Source organism: Streptomyces sp. TSRI0107 (genome assembly GCF_001905845.1).
GTDB lineage: Bacteria > Actinomycetota > Actinomycetes > Streptomycetales > Streptomycetaceae > Streptomyces.
The window spans coordinates 192,383-212,271 of the sequence record NZ_LIVZ01000010.1; the positions used below are offsets into that span (position 1 = coordinate 192,383).

At 71.4% G+C, this 19,889-nt stretch carries 20 protein-coding genes; 10 read left to right on the forward strand and 10 right to left on the reverse strand.

The window, feature by feature from the left end; all coding sequences use genetic code 11:
- Window positions 1-84: 84 nt before the first annotated feature.
- Window positions 85-2,400, reverse strand: coding sequence for a transglycosylase domain-containing protein (locus AMK31_RS26785; protein ID WP_073943215.1), 2,316 nt, complete (start codon window positions 2,398-2,400; stop codon window positions 85-87).
- A 429-nt stretch (window positions 2,401-2,829) separates the two neighbouring features.
- On the opposite strand from AMK31_RS26785, the gene wblA reads away from it, so the two are divergent.
- Window positions 2,830-3,168, forward strand: coding sequence for a transcriptional regulator WblA (gene wblA, locus AMK31_RS26795; RefSeq protein ID WP_063608098.1), 339 nt, complete (start codon window positions 2,830-2,832; stop codon window positions 3,166-3,168).
- A gap of 188 nt (window positions 3,169-3,356) precedes the next feature.
- On the opposite strand, the gene AMK31_RS26800 is transcribed toward wblA, so the two are convergent.
- Both AMK31_RS26800 and AMK31_RS26805 read right to left on the reverse strand, forming a co-directional pair.
- Window positions 3,357-4,766 (reverse strand): ArsA family ATPase, encoded by a 1,410-nt coding sequence (locus AMK31_RS26800; RefSeq protein ID WP_073943216.1) that lies wholly within the window; start codon window positions 4,764-4,766, stop codon window positions 3,357-3,359.
- A complete protein-coding gene (locus AMK31_RS26805) occupies window positions 4,763-5,740 on the reverse strand; it encodes an ArsA family ATPase (protein WP_073943217.1) in 978 nt (325 codons plus the stop codon). The genes AMK31_RS26800 and AMK31_RS26805 overlap by 4 nt, the downstream gene beginning before the upstream one ends.
- Window positions 5,741-5,891: 151 nt before the next feature.
- Between AMK31_RS26805 and AMK31_RS40045 the strand changes: the two genes are divergently transcribed.
- From AMK31_RS40045 to AMK31_RS26820, 4 genes are all read left to right on the forward strand, one after another.
- Window positions 5,892-6,053 (forward strand): DUF4177 domain-containing protein, encoded by a 162-nt coding sequence (locus AMK31_RS40045; RefSeq protein WP_003975360.1) that lies wholly within the window; start codon window positions 5,892-5,894, stop codon window positions 6,051-6,053.
- Window positions 6,050-6,517 carry a RidA family protein gene (locus tag AMK31_RS26810; RefSeq protein ID WP_073943218.1) on the forward strand — a complete coding sequence of 156 codons (468 nt, stop codon included), beginning with the start codon at window positions 6,050-6,052 and terminating at the stop codon, window positions 6,515-6,517. Before AMK31_RS40045 ends, AMK31_RS26810 begins: the two co-directional genes overlap by 4 nt.
- 79 nt (window positions 6,518-6,596) lie before the next feature.
- On the forward strand, window positions 6,597-7,466 hold the full coding sequence (locus AMK31_RS26815) for an NUDIX hydrolase (RefSeq protein WP_073943219.1): 870 nt from the start codon (window positions 6,597-6,599) through the stop codon (window positions 7,464-7,466).
- Window positions 7,463-8,293 (forward strand): MBL fold metallo-hydrolase, encoded by an 831-nt coding sequence (locus AMK31_RS26820; RefSeq protein WP_073943220.1) that lies wholly within the window; start codon window positions 7,463-7,465, stop codon window positions 8,291-8,293. The genes AMK31_RS26815 and AMK31_RS26820 overlap by 4 nt, the downstream gene beginning before the upstream one ends.
- A 35-nt stretch (window positions 8,294-8,328) precedes the next feature.
- Here the strand turns inward: AMK31_RS26820 and AMK31_RS26825 are convergent, their stop codons facing one another.
- Window positions 8,329-8,625: a hypothetical protein gene (locus AMK31_RS26825; RefSeq protein ID WP_073943221.1), complete on the reverse strand. Its 297-nt coding sequence runs from the start codon at window positions 8,623-8,625 to the stop codon at window positions 8,329-8,331.
- A gap of 74 nt (window positions 8,626-8,699) precedes the next feature.
- Entirely contained in the window at window positions 8,700-9,374 is a 675-nt protein-coding gene (locus AMK31_RS26830; protein WP_029382547.1) for a Crp/Fnr family transcriptional regulator, read from the reverse strand.
- A gap of 353 nt (window positions 9,375-9,727) precedes the next feature.
- Between AMK31_RS26830 and nth the strand changes: the two genes are divergently transcribed.
- From nth to AMK31_RS26845, 3 genes are all read left to right on the forward strand, one after another.
- The gene (gene nth / locus AMK31_RS26835; RefSeq protein WP_241842731.1) at window positions 9,728-10,735 is read left to right on the forward strand and encodes an endonuclease III; all 1,008 of its coding nucleotides are present in this window, start codon (window positions 9,728-9,730) and stop codon (window positions 10,733-10,735) included.
- Between the two features lie 139 nt (window positions 10,736-10,874).
- A complete protein-coding gene (locus AMK31_RS26840) occupies window positions 10,875-11,570 on the forward strand; it encodes an NUDIX hydrolase (protein WP_073943369.1) in 696 nt (231 codons plus the stop codon).
- 96 nt (window positions 11,571-11,666) lie between these two features.
- Window positions 11,667-12,866, forward strand: a complete 1,200-nt coding sequence (locus AMK31_RS26845) for a MarP family serine protease (RefSeq protein WP_073943223.1) — start codon at window positions 11,667-11,669, stop codon at window positions 12,864-12,866.
- A gap of 11 nt (window positions 12,867-12,877) precedes the next feature.
- Here AMK31_RS26845 and AMK31_RS41690 read toward each other — a convergent pair whose 3' ends face one another.
- From AMK31_RS41690 to acs, 5 genes are all read right to left on the reverse strand, one after another.
- Window positions 12,878-13,057: a hypothetical protein gene (locus tag AMK31_RS41690; RefSeq protein ID WP_073943224.1), complete on the reverse strand. Its 180-nt coding sequence runs from the start codon at window positions 13,055-13,057 to the stop codon at window positions 12,878-12,880.
- A gap of 175 nt (window positions 13,058-13,232) precedes the next feature.
- Window positions 13,233-14,183, reverse strand: a complete 951-nt coding sequence (locus tag AMK31_RS26855; RefSeq protein ID WP_073943225.1) for an alpha/beta fold hydrolase — start codon at window positions 14,181-14,183, stop codon at window positions 13,233-13,235.
- Window positions 14,180-14,668, reverse strand: coding sequence for a phage holin family protein (locus AMK31_RS26860; protein ID WP_073943226.1), 489 nt, complete (start codon window positions 14,666-14,668; stop codon window positions 14,180-14,182). Before AMK31_RS26860 ends, AMK31_RS26855 begins: the two co-directional genes overlap by 4 nt.
- Before the next feature lie 60 nt (window positions 14,669-14,728).
- A complete protein-coding gene (nhaA, locus tag AMK31_RS26865) occupies window positions 14,729-16,159 on the reverse strand; it encodes a Na+/H+ antiporter NhaA (protein ID WP_073943227.1) in 1,431 nt (476 codons plus the stop codon).
- 183 nt (window positions 16,160-16,342) lie between these two features.
- Window positions 16,343-18,340 carry an acetate--CoA ligase gene (gene acs, locus AMK31_RS26870; protein ID WP_198948579.1) on the reverse strand — a complete coding sequence of 666 codons (1,998 nt, stop codon included), beginning with the start codon at window positions 18,338-18,340 and terminating at the stop codon, window positions 16,343-16,345.
- 195 nt (window positions 18,341-18,535) lie between these two features.
- Between acs and AMK31_RS26875 the strand changes: the two genes are divergently transcribed.
- Window positions 18,536-19,186, forward strand: a complete 651-nt coding sequence (locus AMK31_RS26875) for an RNA polymerase sigma factor (protein ID WP_073943229.1) — start codon at window positions 18,536-18,538, stop codon at window positions 19,184-19,186.
- 182 nt (window positions 19,187-19,368) lie between these two features.
- Window positions 19,369-19,884 carry a hypothetical protein gene (locus tag AMK31_RS26880; RefSeq protein WP_241842732.1) on the forward strand — a complete coding sequence of 172 codons (516 nt, stop codon included), beginning with the start codon at window positions 19,369-19,371 and terminating at the stop codon, window positions 19,882-19,884.
- Window positions 19,885-19,889 lie beyond the last annotated feature (5 nt).

Here is a 19,889-nt window from a genome sequence, read left to right on the forward strand (position 1 = left end):
GCCCACCTGTACAGCTACGACGACGGGGGCGCCCCTCTTGCGCAGGGGCGCCCCCGTCGTCGTGAGCCACACGCTCGCGGTCGGCTACGGCCAGTTCCCGCCGTTGCCGTTCCCGTTGTTCCCGCCGTTGTCGTTGCCCTCGAACCAGCCCTCGGGGATGGAGAAGGACGGTGACGGTTCGGCGCCGCCGGTCGTGCCACCGGTGGTGCCGCCGGTGGTGAGGCCGCCGAACAGGCCGCCGATGGCGCCGTCACCGTTGCCGTTGTCGTTGTCGCCCCGGCCACGGCCCCGGTCGTCCCGGTCGTCCTTGTCGTCCCGGTCGCGGTCCTCGGCGTCGGGGATGTCGACGAGGCTGAAGGACGGGGCCTCCTTGCCTGCGAGGGCGCCCGACATGGCGTCCCGCCAGATCGGGCCCGGGACCTCACCGCCGTAGACCTTGCTGTGCCAGCGGCCGCCGATGTTGATGTTGACCATCTTGACCTGCTGGGTCGCGCTGCCGACCCAGACCGCGCCGGAGAGGTTGGGCGTGTAGCCGACGAACCAGGCGTTCCTGCGCTCGTCCGTCGTACCGGTCTTGCCGGCGCTCTCGCGGCTGGTGAGGCCCGCCTGCTGGCCCGTACCGGAGTCGACCACGCCGCGCAGCAGCGTGTTGACCGTGTCGGCGGTCTTCTCGGACATGGCGCGCGAGCAGGTGGACTTGGGCACCTCGAGGGACTTCCGCTGGTCGCCGACCTTCTGCGTGATCGCCTCGATCGCGATCGGCGTGCAGTACATGCCGCGGGCGGCGAACGAGGCGTACGCGGTCGCCATGGTCAGCGGCGTGATGCCCCTGGAGCCGAGGGAGATCGCCGGCACCTCGGGCAGCTTCTCGCCGTTGCCCTGCACCACGTCCAGCGCGTCGGTCATCTTCATCACCGGGCACAGGCCGATGTCGGAGATCATCTGGACGAAGTAGGTGTTGACCGACTTCGCCATGGCCTCCTTCAGCCGGTACGGGCCGACCTCGGACTCGTCCTCGTTCTCGACGCGCTCGGACGTGGTGTTCACCCACGGCTTGCCGCTGCACGTCTGGACGGGGTCCGGGTACGGCATCTCGTACGGCGAGGCGTACTCCTGCGTCGGCGGGCGCCCTTCCTCCAGGGCGGCCGCGGCGACGAACGGCTTGAAGGTCGAACCGGTCGGGAAGCCGTAGTTCGAGCCGCCCATGGTGCTGCCGACCGAGTAGTTGATCTCGGTCTCGTTGTCGCCGTAGCCGAACGGCTTGGACTGGCCCATGCCGAGGATCTTGCCGGTGCCGGGCTCGACCAGGGTGGCCGCCGCGGCGACCGAGTCGGACTTGTTGACGTGGTTCTTGAGCGAGTCCTGGACCGACTCCTGGGCCTGCGGGTCGAGGGTGGTGCGGATGGTCAGGCCGCCCTGGTTCCAGACCTTCGCCCGCTCCTCCTTGGTCTTGCCGAAGACCGGGTCGTTGAGGAAGACCTTCTCGACGTACTTGCAGAAGAAGCTGGCGCCCTTGACCGCGGTGATGCAGCCGTTCTTCGGCCGGCTCACCTTCAGCTCCAGCGGCGTCTCCTTGGCACGGTCGGCGTCGGCCTGGGAGATGTCGCCGACCTCGGCCATCCGCTGGAGGACGACGTTGCGGCGCTTGGTGGCCTCCTCCTCGTCGTTCACCGGGTCGTACCGGCTCGGCGACTGGACGATGCCGGCGAGGAGGGCGGCCTCCTGGAGGTTCAGCTTCTTGGCGGACTTGGAGAAGTACCGCTGGGAGGCGGCCTCGACGCCGTAGGCCTGCTGACCGAAGAACGTGATGTTCAGGTAGTTCTCGAGGATCTTCTTCTTGCCCAGCTCCTGCTCGACCTGGATCGCGTACTTCAGTTCCTTGATCTTGCGGCCGAGGGTCTGCTGGGTGGCCTGCGCGACCTTCGTCGGGTCGTCGCCGGCCTCCTCCACGAAGACGTTCTTCACGTACTGCTGGGTGAGCGTGGAGGCGCCCTCGGCGACCTCGCCGGACTGCGCGTTCTTGTTGAGGGCGCGCAGGACGCCCTTCAGGTCGACCGCGCCGTGCTGGTAGAAGCGGGCGTCCTCGATCGCGACGATCGCCTTCTGCATGTACGGCGAGATGTCCTTGAGGTCGACCACCGTGCGGTCACGCGAGTAGACCGTGGCGATGGTGCCGCCCGCGGAGTCCAGGATCGTGGTCCGCTGGCTGAGCGGCGGCGTCTTCAGGTTGGCCGGGATCTCGTCGAATCCCTCGACCGACCCCTTCGCCGCGAGCCCCAGCGCGCCCACGGCGGGCAGCGCGATGCCGGCCATGACCGCTCCCGCGAGCACACTGACACCGAGGAACTTGGCGGCCTGCTGCGTTGGCGACAGACCCCCGCCCGAGCGCTTGTTTGCCATGAGGGCAGCCTACGTTCTCATTCGCCGGACACGCGTATATGCCTTGGCCTAAGCTGCTCTCAACTGTCACAGCAGTGGGGCCACGTATCAATACGTCCGGCGACCGCGAATCGTTCCGGATCTGTGGAGCGAGTTCTCGGAGGTATGTCCGAGGGCGTGTTGAGTTCGTGTCCGAATCCGCCTTGTGTGTCACCTGGCGTCCGTTGTGACGCAACTGAACCATCCCGGAATGCCGGGATTGCCGTGCATGTCGCAGGCTCACTCCCCCGGGTGATCTGCCGCTTACGCATAGTCCGTTCGGGCCATTCAAGATTGGGCCCGAAGGGGGTGTTGCGCTGTGCCCACCTTCCGTAACGTCCTCAACTGGCGGCGGTGAATATGCCGCTGCCGCCGTGGGGGAGCCTCGATTCGGGAGAGGACGGCGCCGGTATGGGCTGGGTAACCGACTGGAGTGCGCAGGCGGCCTGCCGCACTACCGATCCGGATGAACTGTTCGTTCAAGGAGCAGCGCAGAACAGGGCCAAGGCGGTGTGCACCGGATGCCCGGTGCGGACCGAGTGCCTTGCCGACGCGCTCGACAACCGCGTCGAGTTCGGCGTGTGGGGAGGCATGACGGAGCGGGAGCGCCGCGCACTGCTGCGCAGGCGGCCCACCGTGACCTCCTGGCGCCGGCTGCTGGAGACGGCTCGTACGGAGTACGAGCGGGGCGCCGGGCTGGTGCCTCTCGACGACGACCAGGTGTACGAGAACTACGCGGCGGTGAGCTGAGCCCCGCGGGGCTCAGGCCGGCGGGGGCCGGGAAGCCACCGTCGGCCGTTGGAGGCTCGGGCCGCGTCGCGACTCGGCCGCGTTGAGGACTCGGACCCCGAGGGTCCGGGTGCTGTGGCTCGGAGCACGGATTCGGCGCGTCGCAGTTCAGGGCAGTAACCGCGCACGCGCCGTCAGGGCGAACGCTCTCATTCGCCTCCCGGCTCGTCTTCCGTCGGCTCCGGCCGGTACGCGGCCAGCCGGTCTCCGATGTCCCGCAGTCCCGCGAGGTCGTGCACGTCGCCGGGCAGCGCGGCCACTTCGGTCACCGCCACCTCGGGGTGGAGCGCGATGAAGCGGTCACGGGTGCGCCGCTCACGGGCGATCAGCTGCATGCGCTCGGCGTGCAGCCTCAGCAGGCTCGCGGTGATGCGGTCGACGGACCGCTCCTCGTCGGCGCGCTCGTCAGCCGTGCGCTCCGCTGCCGAGTGTTCCTCGTCGGTGTCTTCCAGGCCCGGTGCGGCGGGGGAGCCGTCGGCGTCCGGTACGGCGGCCTCGGCCGGGTCGGCGGGGGAGCCTTCGTCGGAAACCGAACTGCCGCGTGTGTCGGGGGAGTTACGAAGTCCAGCTTTCCCGCCCCCCTGATCCACAATGCGGGTCTCCTCAAGATTTTCCGCGGCGGCGAGCGCCCGCTCGGCCGACAGCCCGTCGGCGCCGCTGCCGTGGACCCGGTTGAGCACCAGCCCGGCGAGCGGCATGTCCTCCGCGGCCAGCCGCCGCACGAAGTACGCGGCCTCGCGCAGCGCGTCCCGCTCCGGGGCCGCGACCACCAGGAACGCCGTACCGGGCGCCTGGAGCAGCTTGTAGGTGGCGTCCGCGCGGGTGCGGAACCCGCCGAAGGTCGTGTCCATCGCGGCCACGAACGTCTGGACGTCCTTCAGCAGCTGACCGCCGAGCAGCTTGCCGAGGGTGCCGGTCATCATCGACATCCCGACGTTCAGGAACTTCATCCCCGCGCGGCCGCCCAGCTTGGCCGGCGCGGTCAGGAGCCGGATCAGCCGCCCGTCCAGGAACGAGCCGAGCCGCTTCGGCGCGTCGAGGAAGTCCAGCGCGGAGCGCGAGGGCGGCGTGTCGACGACGATGAGGTCCCACTCGTCCTTCGACCGCAGCTGCCCCAGCTTCTCCATCGCCATGTACTCCTGCGTGCCGGCGAAGCCGGCGGAGAGCGACTGGTAGAAGGGGTTGCCCAGGATCGCGGCCGCCCGGTCGGGGTCCGCGTGCGCCTCGACGATCTCGTCGAAGGTGCGCTTCATGTCGAGCATCATCGCGTGCAGCTCGCCGTCGCCCTCGACGCCCTTCACCCGGCGCGGGGTGTTGTCGAGGGAGTCGATGCCCATCGACTGGGCGAGCCGGCGCGCCGGGTCGATGGTGAGCACGACGACCTTGCGGCCGCGTTCGGCCGCGCGCAGGCCCAGCGCCGCCGCCGTGGTGGTCTTGCCGACGCCGCCCGAGCCGCAGCACACCACGATCCGGGTCCGCGGGTCGTCGAGCAGCGGGTCGATGTCGAGCACGCGCGCGGGGGCGAGGTGATGGTGGGTCGGGGTGGGGTCCGGACTCATGTCATCCCCTGCTTCCGCAGCTCGGTGGCGAGTTCGTACAGGCCCGCCAGGTCCATGCCCTCGGCGAGCAGCGGCAGCTCGTGCAGCGGCAGGTCCAGTTCGCCGAGGACGGCGCGCTGCTCGTGCTCCAGCTGGTACCGCGCGGCGTACTCGTCGGCCTGCCCCAGCAGCGGGTCCACCAGCCGCTCGGCGTGCTGGCCGCGGCGCGCGCCGCCCAGCCCGGCCGCCGACAGGGAACGGGCGAGTTCGGCGTGCGGAAGGGTCCGTACGAGGTCCAGGTCGGCCGCGTCGAGCAGCTCGGGGCGGACCATGTTGACGACGACCCGGCCGACCGGCAGCCGGGCGGCGCGCAGTTCGGCGATGCCGTCGGCGGTCTCCTGGACCGGCATCTCCTCCAGCAGCGTCACCAGGTGCACCGCCGTCTCCGGGGACTTCAGGACCCGCATCACGGCCTGCGCCTGATTGTGTATCGGGCCGATCTTGGCGAGCCCGGCCACCTCGTCGTTGACGTTGAGGAATCGGGTGATGCGCCCGGTGGGCGGCGCGTCCATGACGACGTAGTCGTAGACGAACCGTCCGGTCCTGTCCTTGCGCCGGACCGCCTCGCAGGCCTTGCCGGTGAGGAGGACGTCCCTCAGGCCGGGCGCGATGGTGGTGGCGAAGTCGATGGCGCCGAGTTTCTTCAGGGCCCGTCCGGCGCTCCCCAGCTTGTAGAACATCTGGAGGTAGTCCAGAAGGGCCAGTTCGGGATCGATGGCGAGGGCGAACACCTCCCCGCCCCCGGGAGCGACGGCGATCTTCCGCTCCTCGTAGGGCAGCGCCTCCGTCTCGAATAGCTGTGCGATGCCTTGCCGGCCTTCGACCTCGACGAGGAGCGTCCGCTTCCCCTCCGTGGCGAGGGCCAGCGCGAGGGCGGCGGCGACCGTCGTCTTTCCGGTCCCGCCCTTGCCGCTGACGACCTGGAGCCTGCTCACGCCTTCGAGCGTAACCAGTCCGCGCCCGACGCAATCCGGAGGCTGTGGACAACTGTCGTCCCTGGCCGCCCGCGGCCGTCCGCGGGAGCCCGTCACCGCCGTCGCCGGGCCGTCCGCCGGAGCCCGCCGCGACAGCGGCTACAGTCGCCCCATGACCAAGTGGGAATACGCAACCGTGCCGCTGCTCGTCCATGCCACGAAGCAGATTCTGGACACCTGGGGCGAGGACGGCTGGGAGCTCGTCCAGGTCGTGCCCGGCCCGAACAACCCCGAGCAGCTGGTGGCCTACCTGAAGCGGGAGAAGCAGGCGTGAGCGCGGTCGAGGCGAAGCTCGCCGAGCTGGGCCTGACGCTGCCGGCGGTCGTCCCGCCGCTGGCCGCCTACCAGCCGGCCGTGCGGTCCGGCGTGTACGTCTACACCGCCGGCCAGCTGCCGATGGTGGACGGCAAGCTGCCCGTCACCGGCAAGGTCGGCGCGGAGGTCACGGCCGAGGAGGCCAAGGCCCTCGCCCGGACCTGCGCGCTGAACGCGCTCGCCGCCGTCAAGTCCGTCGTCGGTGACCTGGACCGCGTCGCGCGGGTCGTCAAGGTCGTCGGCTTCGTGGCCTCGGCCGCGGACTTCACCGGCCAGCCGGGCGTCCTCAACGGCGCCAGCGAGCTGCTGGGCGAGGTGCTGGGCGACAAGGGCGTCCACGCGCGGAGCGCGGTCGGCGTCGCGGTGCTGCCGCTGGACGCGCCGGTGGAGGTCGAGATCCAGGTGGAGCTGACGGAGGCGTAGGCCCGTCGCCTCGCCCTTCCACCGCGGCGGTGATCGTTTGCCTCTCGAACATGCGCGCGTTCCGGGATAGCCTCCGGCCATGGCGAACGGTCAGTGGTACCCCCCTGAGTGGCCGGAGCTCATCCGCGCGCTGGCGGACGGCACCCTCACCCCGGTGCCCCCCAAGCGCGCGGCCACGGTGATGCTCCTGAAGGACACCGACAGCGGCACCGCCGTCCACATGCTGCGCAGACGCGCCTCCATGGCCTTCGCCGGAGGCGCGTACGCCTATCCGGGCGGCGGCGTCGACCCACGGGACGACGACCGGCACGTCCGCTGGGCGGGCCCCACGCGCGCGTGGTGGGCGGACCGGCTCGGCGTCGACGAGACCGCCGCCCAGGCGATCGTCTGCGCCGCCGTCCGGGAGACCTACGAGGAGGCGGGCGTCCTCCTGGCCGGACCCGCACCCGACACCGTCGTCGGCGACACCACCGGCGACGACTGGGAGGCGGACCGCGCGGCGCTCGTCGCCCGCGAGCTGTCGTTCGCCGAGTTCCTGGACCGCCGCGGCCTGGTGCTGCGCTCCGATCTGCTCGGCGCCTGGACCCGCTGGATCACCCCCGAGTTCGAGCCCCGCCGCTACGACACGTGGTTCTTCGTCGCCGCGCTCCCCGAGGGCCAGCGCACCCGCAACGCCTCCTCCGAGGCGGACCGCACGGTGTGGATCCGGCCCGCGGACGCCGCGGCGGCGTACGACAAGGGCGAACTGCTGATGATGCCGCCCACCATCGCCACCCTGCGGCAGCTGACGCCCTACGGCACGGCCGCCGAGACGCTGGCCGCCGCACCGGACCGGGACCTCGCTCCCGTCCTCGCACAGGCCCGTCTGGAGGGCGGGGAGATCGTGCTCTCCTGGCCGGGCCACGACGAGTTCACCAAGCACATCCCGACCGGGGGAGCCCCCGCATGACCGACGCAAGCGCCCTTCCCGGCCAGCCGCGCGGCGGGGTCCTCTCCGGACCCGCCACCGCGCGGGCCGTCAACGTCCTCGCCCCCAACCCGTCCGCGATGACCCTGGACGGCACCAATACCTGGATCCTGTCGGAACCCGGCTCCGACCTGGCCGTCGTGGTCGACCCCGGACCGCTGGACGAGGGCCACCTGAAGCACGTCGTGGAAACCGCCGAGCAGGACGGCAAGCGCGTCGCCCTGACCCTGCTGACACACGGCCACCCCGACCACGCGGAGGGCGCTGCCCGCTTCGCCGAACTCACCGGCACGCGCGTACGGGCCCTCGACCCGGCGCTGCGCCTCGGCGACGAGGGCCTGGCCGCCGGCGACGTGATCCGCGTGGGCGGCCTGGAGCTGCGCGTCGTCCCGACCCCCGGCCACACCGCGGACTCCCTCTGCTTCCACATCCCGGCCGACCAGGCGGTCCTGACGGGCGACACGATCCTCGGCCGCGGTACGACGGTCGTGGCGCACCCCGACGGCCGCCTCGGCGACTATCTGGACTCCCTGCGCCGCCTGAGGTCCCTCACGGTCGACGACGGCGTCCACACCGTCCTGCCGGGCCACGGGCCGGTCCTGGACGACGCCCAGGGCGCCGTGGAGTTCTACCTCGCCCACCGCGCCCACCGCCTCGCCCAGGTCGAGACGGCCGTCGAGGACGGCTACCGTACGGCCGCCCAGGTCGTCGGCCACGTCTACGCCGACGTGGACCGCTCCCTGTGGCCGGCGGCGGAACTGTCGGTCCGGGCGCAGCTGGAGTACCTGGAGGAACACGGGCTCATCTAGGGCCCGGGCGCGCACAAGTCGTCGAGGGCGGGCTTCTAGGGCCTCGGCGCTTCGACGCCGTGCACGCACGCGTACTCCCCGGCGAGCGGCGAACACCTCCGCCATCTCCAGCCTGCCCGGCTGTGGAGCAGGATGCCGACGCCGTCGATCTCGGCGAACTCGGCGTCGAGCTCCGCGCCGAGCCGGTCGGCGGCGGCGCGGTCGGCCTCCCCGGCCTCCCAGCCCTCCGCGCGGAGGGCGACCAGCAGGGCGGGCTGGACGCGCTCCAGCGAGCCGTCACGCGTCAGCCGGCCCTGGGAGCCGACGCCCTTCGGCGGAACGGCTTCGGACACCCGCCCACCATGCGCCGACGGGGCCCCGCCCCCCAAGAGGCGGGACCCCGTCGGCGGTGGTCCGGTGACCGGCGTCAGCGCGAGCGCTTCGCCAGGCGTTCGACGTCCAGGAGGATCACCGCGCGGGCCTCCAGGCGGAGCCAGCCGCGCTGGGCGAAGTCGGCGAGCGCCTTGTTGACCGTCTCGCGGGAGGCGCCGACGAGCTGGGCCAGCTCCTCCTGGGTGAGGTCGTGGACGACGTGGATGCCTTCCTCGGACTGCACGCCGAAGCGGCGCGAGAGGTCCAGCAGGGCACGCGCGACACGGCCCGGAACGTCCGAGAAGACCAGGTCCGACATGGCGTCGTTGGTCTTGCGCAGCCGGCGGGCGACGGCGCGCAGCAGCGCGGCGGCCACCTCGGGGCGGGCGTTCAGCCAGGGCTGGAGGTCGCCGTGGCCGAGGCCGAGCAGCTTGACCTCGGTGAGCGCGGTGGCGGTCGCCGTGCGCGGGCCCGGGTCGAAGAGCGACAGCTCGCCGATCAGCTCGCCGGGGCCGACCACGGCGAGCATGTTCTCGCGGCCGTCCGGCGACGTGCGGTGGAGCTTGACCTTGCCTTCGGTGACCACGTAGAGCCGGTCGCCCGGGTCGCCCTCGTGGAACAGGGAGTCACCACGCGCGAGGGTCACCTCACTCATGGAGGCACGCAGCTCCGCGGCCTGCTCGTCGTCGAGCGCCGCGAAGAGCGGATTCCGCCGCAGAACGTCGTCCACGAGTTCTCTCCTTGTCGACCTGCTCAGGGGATCTTGCTCCCCCTTGTACCAGGGGACCGTGGTGCCCATTTTGCCGGACGGTCCAAACAGTGTGATCTGTCACAAGGATGCCGCACTGGTGTCCCGTGGTAAGCGGCAGGGGTCCAATTGGGCGCCGATCTTCGAGGTCCGGGGCGGATGTCAGTGCGGGGCCGTAGGCTGGCCGAGTGTCCAAAACGCCGGTGAGAGCACAGGCCTAGGGGGCTGCACGGGTGGTTGTACGTTGCGATTCCGCTGTGGGCGAACAGAGTCCCGGTGGTGAGGGAAAAACAGCAAAGGCGACAAAGACGGCAAAAACGGCGAAGAAGGCGGCTGTGAAGAAGTCGGCCCCGGCGAAGAAGGCCACCGCAGCCACGGCCAGGAAGTCCGCGCCCGCGAAGAAGAGCACGGCCAAGAAGACAGCCGCCAAGAAGGCGCCCGCCAAGAAGACCGCCGCCACCGTCGTCCGCAAAGCCACTGTCAAGAAGGCCGAGATCGCCCCCAAGAAGGCCACCGCCGCCGTCGAGAAGGCCGCGCCCGCGAAGACGATCACGCCGAAGCCGCCCCGCGCGGAGTCCCGTGTCGCCCTGGTCCGCCGGGCCCGCCGGATCAACCGCGAACTCGCCGAGGTCTTCCCATACGCCCACCCCGAGCTGGACTTCGAGAACCCCTTCCAGCTCCTGGTCGCCACGGTGCTCTCCGCCCAGACCACCGACCTGCGCGTCAACCAGACAACCCCCGCGCTGTTCGCCCGGTACCCGACCCCCGAGGAACTGGCCGCCGCCAACCCGGAGGAGGTCGAGGAGATCCTGCGCCCCTGCGGGTTCTTCCGGGCCAAGACCCGGTCGGTGATGGGGCTGTCCAAGGCACTGACGGAGGAGTTCGGCGGCGAGGTCCCCGGCCGTCTCGAAGACCTCGTCAAGCTGCCCGGCGTCGGCCGCAAGACGGCCTTCGTGGTCCTCGGCAACGCCTTCGGCCGTCCCGGCATCACCGTGGACACGCACTTCCAGCGGCTCGTACGGCGCTGGCAGTGGACCGAGGAGACCGAACCGGACAAGATCGAGGCCGCCGTCGGCGCGCTGTTCCCGAAGAGCGACTGGACGGACCTCTCGCACCACGTCATCTGGCACGGCCGCCGCATCTGCCACGCCCGCAAGCCCGCCTGCGGCGCCTGCCCCATCGCCCCGCTCTGCCCGGCGTACGGCGAGGGCGAGACGGACCCCGAGAAGGCGAGGAAGCTGCTGAAGTACGAGAAGGGCGGCCTGCCCGGCCAGCGCCTGAACCCGCCGCAGGCCTACCTGGACGCGGGCGGCAAGCCGGCCCCGCCGCTGGGGGCCGGATGAGGGGCGCGGCGGTGCACGAGCCCCGCGCCGGGGCGCGCGGCCCCCACACGTCCGCGCCGACACCACCGGGCCCACCCGTGCGCGCGGAACGATCTCAGGTGTCTCGGGCGTTGGAAACGGCAAGGCGACGGGGGTGGCGATGAGGCGGGCGAGCGAGACGCAGGGCGGGCCGGTCGTGGTCAGCAGGGAAGGGCTGCCCGGCTGGCTGGATCCGGTGGTGCGGGCCGTGGAGACCGTCAAGCCGCTCCAGCTGAGCCGCTTCCTGCCGCCGGAGGACGGGGCGGGCCGCCAGTCCGCCGTCCTGGTGCTGTTCGGCGAGGGCGAGCGCGGACCGGAGCTGCTGCTGATGGAGCGCGCCGGCACCCTGCGCTCGCACGCGGGGCAGCCGTCCTTCCCGGGCGGCGCCCTGGACCCCGAGGACGGCGACGCGCACGGCGACGGCCCGCTGCGGGCCGCGCTGCGTGAGGCCGAGGAGGAGACCGGGCTCGACCCCTCCGGCGTCCAGGTCTTCGGCGTGCTGCCCAAGCTGTACATCCCGGTCAGCGGCTTCGTGGTGACCCCGGTGCTGGGCTGGTGGCGCGAGCCGAGCCCGGTCGGTGTCGTCGACCCCAACGAGACCGCCCGCGTGTTCACCGTGCCCGTGGCGGATCTCACGGACCCCGCCCACCGCGCGACGACCGTCCACCCCAGCGGCCACCGAGGTCCGGCATTTCTGGTCGAATCGGCTCTGGTCTGGGGTTTCACCGCCGGGATCATCGACCGGCTGCTGCACTACGCCGGCTGGGAGCGCCCCTGGGACCGCGAGAAGCTGGTCCCGCTCGACTGGCGTGCATGACAGGGTGGCCCCCGTGCTGTGTTTCCCCGGGGGACGACCCCGGGACCCCCGGCCGAGTCGGCGGGACCGGAGAATGACGAGGCGAGGCCTGAATCGGTGAACGTGCTGGACATCCTGTTGCTGGTCGCGGCCGTGTGGTTCGCGATCGTCGGCTATCGCCAGGGCTTCGTCGTCGGCATCCTGTCGGTGATCGGCTTCCTGGGCGGCGGCCTCGTCGCCGTCTACGCGCTGCCCTTCATCTGGGATCTGCTCACCGACAACGCGGAGGTCAGCACGACCGCCGCCGTCGTCGCGGTCGTCGTCGTGATCGTCTGCGCCTCCGTCGGCCAGGCGCTGACCACCCATCTCGGCAACAAGCTGCGCCGGTACATCACCTGGACCCCGGCCCGTGCCCTGGACGCCACCGGCGGCGCCCTCGTCAACGTGGTCGCGATGCTGCTGGTCGCCTGGCTGATCGGTTCCGCCCTCGCGGGCACCACGCTGCCGACGCTCGGCAAGGAGGTCCGTAACTCCAAGGTGCTGCTCGGGGTGTCGCGGGCGCTGCCCGCGCAGGCCGACATCTGGTTCGCGGACTTCTCCTCGGTGCTCGCGCAGAACGGCTTCCCGCAGGTCTTCAGCCCGTTCGCGAACGAGCCGATCACCGACGTCCAGCCGCCCGACCCGGCGCTCGCGGGCAGCCCGGTCGCCGCCCGCGCCCAGCGTTCCATCGTCAAGGTGGTGGGCACCGCGCAGAGCTGCGGCAAGGTCCTGGAGGGCACCGGCTTCGTCTTCGGCGACCGTCGCGTCATGACCAACGCCCACGTGGTGGGCGGCGTCGACGAACCCACCGTGCAGATAGGCGGGGAGGGCAAGAAGTACGACGCCACGGTCGTGCTCTACGACTGGGAGCGCGACATCGCCGTACTGGACGTGCCCGATCTGCGGGCGCCCGTACTGAAGTTCACCGAGGACGACGCCGCGAGCGGCGACGGCGCGATCGTCGCCGGCTTCCCGGAGAACGGCGCGTACGACGTGCGCTCGGCGCGGGTGCGCGGGCGCATCACCGCCAACGGGCCGGACATCTACCACCGCGGCACCGTCCGGCGCGACGTGTACTCGCTGTACGCGACCGTCCGTCAGGGCAACTCCGGCGGCCCGCTGCTCACCCCGGAAGGCGAGGTCTACGGCGTGGTGTTCGCCAAGTCACTGGACGACGCCGAGACCGGGTACGCGCTGACCGTGGACGAGATCCGGGAGGACATCACCGCGGGACGTACGGCCAACCAGCAGGTGGGCACCGACAGCTGCGCGCTGTGACGCGCGCGGCGTCAGCCTCGCGGGTGACGCAGGCGTACCGAGACCCAGCGGGCCCGGCGGCGCAGGATGCGCGGAATGCCCACCCTCGGGTCGCCGGCCGCCAGTTGCGGCGTACCCCGCTGGTGAGAGCTCAGGGTGTCGCCCGAGCGGCGGTCGCGTGCTGCGTCACTGTAGTCGTGCGTCCAGCCCATACCCCGACGTGTGCCCCCACCCCATGGTCGATAACCGCCTCGCGGGCCCTCAATTGGCCTATGCGCCGGGCATGTGGCCGTTCGTAGGACAGATGTTCACGTCCGGATACCGGGCGCATCTGTGCGGTCACTCGTTGGGGTCATCCGCCGGAGTCTTCGGGGTCGTCCGCCGGGCTCACCGGTCGGGTTCGGGGTCCTTCAGCCAGCCGATCAGCTCGTTGGAGAACGCCACCGGGTCCTCCTCGTGCGGGAAGTGGCCCAGCCCGTCGAAGAGCCGCCAGCGGTACGGGGCTTCGACGTACTCGCCGGAACCGGCCGCGCTGCGGGTGCGCATCACCGGGTCCAGGGAACCGTGCAGATGGAGCGTCGGCACCCGAACGGGCCGTTTCATCCGCCGGTTGAACTGGAAGCCGTCGGGACGGGCCAGGGAGCGGACCATCCAGCGGTACGGCTCGATGGAGCAGTGCGCGGTCGACGGGATGCACATCGCGCGCCGGTACGTCTCCACCGCCTCGTCGTCCGGGGTGCGCGGCCCGGACCAGTCCCGGATCAGCCGCCCGACGAGCGCCCCGTCGTCCGCGACGAGCTGCCGCTCCGGGATCCAGGGCCGCTGGAAGCCCCAGATGTAGGAGCCGGCGGACGTCTGTCTGGGGTCGGAGAGCATCGCCGAGCGCCAGCGCCGCGGATGCGGCATCGAGGCGACCGCCAGCCGCCGTACCAGCTTGGGGCGCATCACGGCCGCCGTCCACGCCAGGTAGCCGCCCAGGTCGTGCCCGACGAGCGCGGCGTCCGGCTCGCCGAGCGAGCGGACGACGCCGGTGATGTCGAGGGCCAGGTTGGCCGGGTCGTACCCGCGCGGCGTGCGGTCGCTGCCGCCGACACCCCTGAGGTCCATGGCGACGGCCCGGAACCCGGCGTCGGCGAGCGCCACCAGCTGGTGCCGCCAGGCCCACCAGAACTGCGGGAAGCCGTGCAGCAGCATCACCAGCGGCCCGTCGCCCAGCTCCGCGATGTGGAAGCGGGCGCCGTTGGCGGCCACGTCCCGGTGGATCACCTCGTGCCCGCCGGGCAGGCCGAGGCGTACGACCGAGGCCGGCTGGGCCGGTGGAGTGTCGGGTTCCGTCATGACGACGAGCGTGCCACAGGTTCGATGGCCGCGGGCACGCGGTCGGCGGGCAGCTCCGGACGCGGGTGCGGCTTGGCGTTCTGCAGGACGCCCGCCGTCTCCTTCATCGACGCGGCGACCTTCTGCGGGCCGCGGCCCTTCTTCGCCTTCTTCGCGAAGACCACGCCGATCAGCGCGAGGACGCCCGCGACGAGCACGTTGGCCGCGAAGGACAGCAGGAAGCAGATCGCGAGGTTCCAGTGGGTCCAGGTCCGAATGCCGTACGCCAGCGCGAAGTTGAGCATCGGAAGCGAGAACAGCAGGAGCACGCCGGCCGCCATGAAGGCGCCGCCACTGGTCGCGCCCCGCTTGACGTCCTGTCGGAGCTGGGCCTTGGCCAGTGCGATCTCGTCGTGCACCAGCGCGGACATTTCGGTCGTCGCCGTGGCGAACAGCTGGCCGATGCTGCGTTCGGCGCCGACCGGGCTGCCGTCGGGTGCGCTCATCGCGGTCTCCCTCTTCTGCCTGACTGGTGACGGTCCCGTCATTTGTACCGTCTCGTCAGATCATGCCGGACCGTCGTTCTCCGCGCCTGCCCCGCCCGCCACTTCGGCAGTCGTATCGCGCCCGGCGGCCTTCTCCTCGGCCATCCGGCGGTGTTCCGCGGCCTTGCGCTCGTGGATGGCCGCCATCCGCAGGTGGTACTCGGGCCGGTCCTCCTCGTAGACGTCCGGGATGCCGTCGAGGTCGTCGTCGCGCTCCTCGGCCTCCCATATCCGCCGGTACTTGGCGTTCCGGATCTTCAGCAGCACGGTCGCCGCGGCCGCCGCGAGCAGGGAGCCGGTCAGCACGGCGGCCTTGATCTCGCCGGTGAGCGTCGCGTCGCCCTCGAAGGCCAGTTCGCCGATGAGCAGCGAGACGGTGAACCCGATGCCGGCCAGGGTCGCCACCGCGAACACGTCCGGCCAGGCGAGGTCGTCGCTGAGCGAGGCCCGGGTGAAACGTGCCGTCAGCCAGGTGCCGCCGAAGATGCCGAGGGTCTTGCCGACCACCAGACCCAGCACCACCCCCAGGGTCTCCGGCCGGGTGAACACCTCGCCGAGCGCCCCGCCGGACACCGACACGCCCGCGCTGAACAGGGCGAAGAGCGGCACGGCGAGGCCCGCCGAGAGCGGCCGTACGAGGTGCTCGATGTGCTCGCCGGGGGAGTGCTCCTCGCCCTCGCGGGTGGTGCAGCGCAGCATCAGACCCATCGCGACACCGGCGATGGTGGCGTGGACGCCGCTGTTGTACATCAGCGCCCAGATCACCAGCGCCAGCGGGACGTACACGTACCACCCGCGTACGCCCTTCCGCAGCAGCAGCCAGAAGACGGCGAGGCCGGCCACCGCGCCGCCGAGGGCGGCGAAGTTCAGGGTGTCGGTGAAGAACACCGCGATGATCAGGATGGCGAACAGGTCGTCGACGACGGCGAGGGTCAGCAGGAAGGCGCGCAGGGCGCTCGGCAGGGACGTGCCGATCACCGCGAGCACGGCCAGCGCGAAGGCGATGTCGGTGGCCGTGGGCACCGCCCAGCCGGCCAGGGAGCCGCCGCCGGCGACGTTGGTGAGGGTGTAGACCAGCGCGGGTGCGGCCATGCCGGACAGCGCGGCGACGACCGGCAGGGCGGCGGCCCTGGGGTCACGCAGGTCACCGGCGACGAGTTCGCGTTTGAGTTCGATGCCGGCGACGAAGAAGAAGATCGCGAGCAGTCCGTCGGCGGCCCAGTGCGCGACGGAGAGGTTCAGGCCGAGCGCCTCGGGACCGAAGTGGAAGTGGCTGACCGATGCGTAGCTGCCGTGCAGCGCGGGAACGTTCGCCCAGATCAGGGCGGTGATCGCGGCGACGAGCAGCAGGACGCCGCCGACCGTCTCGGTGCGCAGCGCGTCCGCGACGTAGGTCCGCTCGGGCAGGGAGAGCCGGCCGAAGACCTTGCGGGGGGTGCGGGGGGCGGACACGGGGACCTCCGGTGGGTGGGCAGCGCGAATCGCTTGCCGACCAGACTTCCCGGCGCACCTTTTTATTTACTTTACCTAAGGGGCTTCGCCTGGGGAACGGTGGGCGGGTCCACCACCGTCCACCCTAGGCGCGCGAAGGGTGCCCGGCACGTCCGGCGCCGGGCACCCCTCGACACGGTGAGCTCAGTCCTCGCTCGGCGCCGCCGGGAGCTGCGACTGGATGAGCTGCATGACCGTGCTGTCGGTCAGTGTCGTGACGTCCCCGAGCTCACGGTTCTCGGCGACGTCGCGCAGCAGCCGGCGCATGATCTTGCCGGAGCGGGTCTTCGGCAGCTCGGCCACCGGCAGGATCCGCTTGGGCTTGGCGATCGGGCCGAGCGTGGCGCCGACGTGGTTGCGCAGCTCGGCGACCAGCTCCTCGGTCTGCGCCGCCGTACCGCGCAGGATCACGAAGGCGACGATCGCCTGGCCGGTGGTCTCGTCCGCCGCGCCGACCACGGCCGCCTCGGCGACGGCGGGGTGCGAGACGAGCGCGGACTCGACCTCGGTGGTGGAGATGTTGTGGCCGGAGACGAGCATGACGTCGTCGACGCGTCCCAGCAGCCAGATGTCGCCGTCGTCGTCCTTCTTCGCGCCGTCACCCGCGAAGTACTTGCCCTCGAAGCGCGACCAGTAGGTGTCGATGAAGCGCTGGTCGTCGCCCCAGATGGTGCGCAGCATCGACGGCCACGGCTCGGTGAGGACCAGGTAGCCGCCTCCGCCGTTCGGCACCTCGTTCGCCTCGTCGTCGACGACCGTCGCGGAGATGCCGGGCAGCGGGCGCTGCGCGGAGCCCGGCTTGGTCTCCGTGACGCCCGGCAGCGGCGAGATCATCATCGCGCCGGTCTCGGTCTGCCACCAGGTGTCCACGACGGGCGTCCGGTCCGCGCCGATGTGCTTGCGGTACCAGACCCACGCCTCGGGGTTGATCGGCTCGCCCACGGAGCCCAGCACGCGCAGGCTGCCGAGGTCGAACTTCGCGGGGATGTCGTCGCCCCACTTCATGAACGTGCGAATGGCCGTCGGCGCCGTGTAGAGGATCGTGACCCCGTACTTCTGCACGATCTCCCAGAACCGGCCCTGGTGCGGGGTGTCCGGCGTGCCCTCGTACATCACCTGGGTCGCGCCGTTCGCCAGCGGCCCGTAGACGATGTAGGAGTGCCCGGTGACCCAGCCGACGTCGGCGGTGCACCAGTAGACGTCCGTCTCCGGCTTGAGGTCGAAGACCGCGTGGTGGGTGTACGCCGTCTGCGTGAGGTAGCCGCCGGAGGTGTGCAGGATGCCCTTCGGCTTACCCGTCGTACCGGACGTGTAGAGGATGAAGAGCGGGTGCTCGGCGTCGAACGCCTCCGGCGTGTGCTCCGCGCTCTGGCGGCCGACGAGGTCGTGCCACCACACGTCGCGCTCGTCGTTCCAGGCGATGTCCTGGCCGGTACGGCGGACCACGAGCACGTGCTCCACGTTGTCGACGCGGGTGATCGCGTCGTCGACGGCCGGCTTCAGCGCGGACGGCTTGCCGCGCCGGTAGCCGCCGTCGGAGGTGATGACCACCTTGGCGTCCGCGTCCTGGATGCGGGTCGCGAGCGCGTCCGCCGAGAAGCCGCCGAAGACCACCGAGTGCGCGGCGCCGATCCGGGCGCAGGCCAGCATGGCGATCGCCGTCTCCGGGATCATCGGCATGTAGACGGCGACCCGGTCGCCCTTGCGGACCCCCAACTCAAGCAGGGCGTTCGCGGCCCGGGACACCTCGTCCTTCAGCTCGGCGTAGGTGATGGCGCGGCTGTCGCCCGGCTCGCCCTCGAAGTGGATGGCCACCCGGTCGCCGTGCCCGGCCTCGACATGGCGGTCGACGCAGTTGTACGCGACGTTCAGCTCGCCGTCCTTGAACCACTTGGCGAACGGCGGGTTCGACCAGTCCAGCGTCTCGGTCGGTGCCTTGGCCCAGGTCAGCCGTCGGGCCTGCTCGGCCCAGAAGCCGAGCCTGTCAGCCTTGGCCTGCTCATACGCCTCCGCGGTGACGTTGGCGTTCGCGGCCAGGTCGGCGGGGGGCGCGAACCTGCGCTCTTCCTTCAGCAGGTTGGCCAGGCTTTCGTTGCTCACGACATCTCCCTTTCCCAGGGTGTCCGTTGTGTCCCAGGCCACAGCTCATCAGACCCGGGGGGCCGATGACAAGGGTCGTTGGGAAATTGGTTTAGACCTATTCGGTGATCGACTGCGGGTCGGGGTCATCCGTACCCACGGACGCGGGGCCAGCGGAGTTCAGCTGTTGTAACGCCTCTCACACTTCCGCCCAAGTACAGGTGAAGACAGACGAGATCCGGTGAGAGGGGACAGCCAGTGGACGGCATACGGGGCGGGCCCGCGGCGGCGGTACGGGACCCTCGGCTCTTCGAGGAGTTCTACCGCCGCCATGTCGACGCCGTGACCTCTTTCGTGGCCCGGCGTGTCGCCGACGCCCACACCGTCGCCGACCTCACGGCCGAGGTCTTCCTCGCGGTCCTCGACTCCGCCCACACCTACCGCGCCGGGCGCGGTGGCGAACGCGCCTGGCTCTACGGCATCGCGCGCAACGTCGTCTCCTCGGAGTACCGGCGCCTGGACCGCGAGAGACGGCGCGACCGGCTGATCTCCGGGCGGCGGCTGCTGGACGCCGACGACATCGCCCGCCTGGAGGACAAGCTCGACGCCGAGTCCCCCGGACGCCGCGCCCTCGCCGCGCTGGAACGGCTGCCGGAGGGCGAGCGCGCGGTCCTGGAACTGATCGTGGTCGACCAGCTCACGGTCACCGAGGCGGCGACCGCGCTCGGCATCCGCCAGGTCACGGCACGGGTCCGGCTGCACCGGGCGCGGAAGGCGCTGCGGGCGGAGGCGCTGCGGGCGGAGGCGGGGCACGAGGAGGCGGGGCGCGCGGAGCCCGTCCCGCCGGGGGGTGGAGCGCACGGCACATCTCTGTCATACGTCACCGGAGGAAACGGGGGAGAGGCATGACCAGCGGCACCACCAGGACGACCTTCGAGGACCGGCTGCTCGCGGAACTGCGCCGCGAGATCGAAGCGCGCGCGAGTGAGTCCGCGGCTGTTCCGACGTCCGCGGCCGTTCCGACATCCGCGGCCGTTCCGACGTCCGCAGCGGTGGCGACGCCTGCAGGCCCGACGCCTGCAGCGGTTCCGATGCCTGCTCCGGGACGCCGTCGCAGGGCCGTCACGGCGCCGAGGCTCGGCCTCGTCGCTCTGGCCTGCGTCGCCGCCGGGGCCGCGTGGGTGCTGGCACCGGGCTCCCCGGCCGACACCCCGGCCTACGCACTGGAATCGCACCCCGACGGGAGCGTGACCCTCACCCTGAACGACATCGCGCTCGGTGGCCGCTTGCAGGACGGGCTCGCCGAGCGGCTGAAGCGGCAGGGCATCCATGTGTCCGTGGACGACCTGCCCGTCGGATACGAGTGCACCCACCCGCGCGGCGAGGCCCTTCCAGGCCCGTTCGCCCGGGGGGAGGACGGCGCGGTCGGCTGGGAGATCACCCTGCGCCGCGGGGACTCCCTGGCTTTCGAGAGCACCGCTCAGCCGCAGCCGGACGGCAGCCGACAGCGGGTCGTCAGCTTCTACGGGGTCCGCGGCGAGATCGCCCCGTGCGATCCCGTCCGCGCCCCGGAACCCCGCCCGGCGGAGACGTCCGGCCTCCGCTGAGCGGG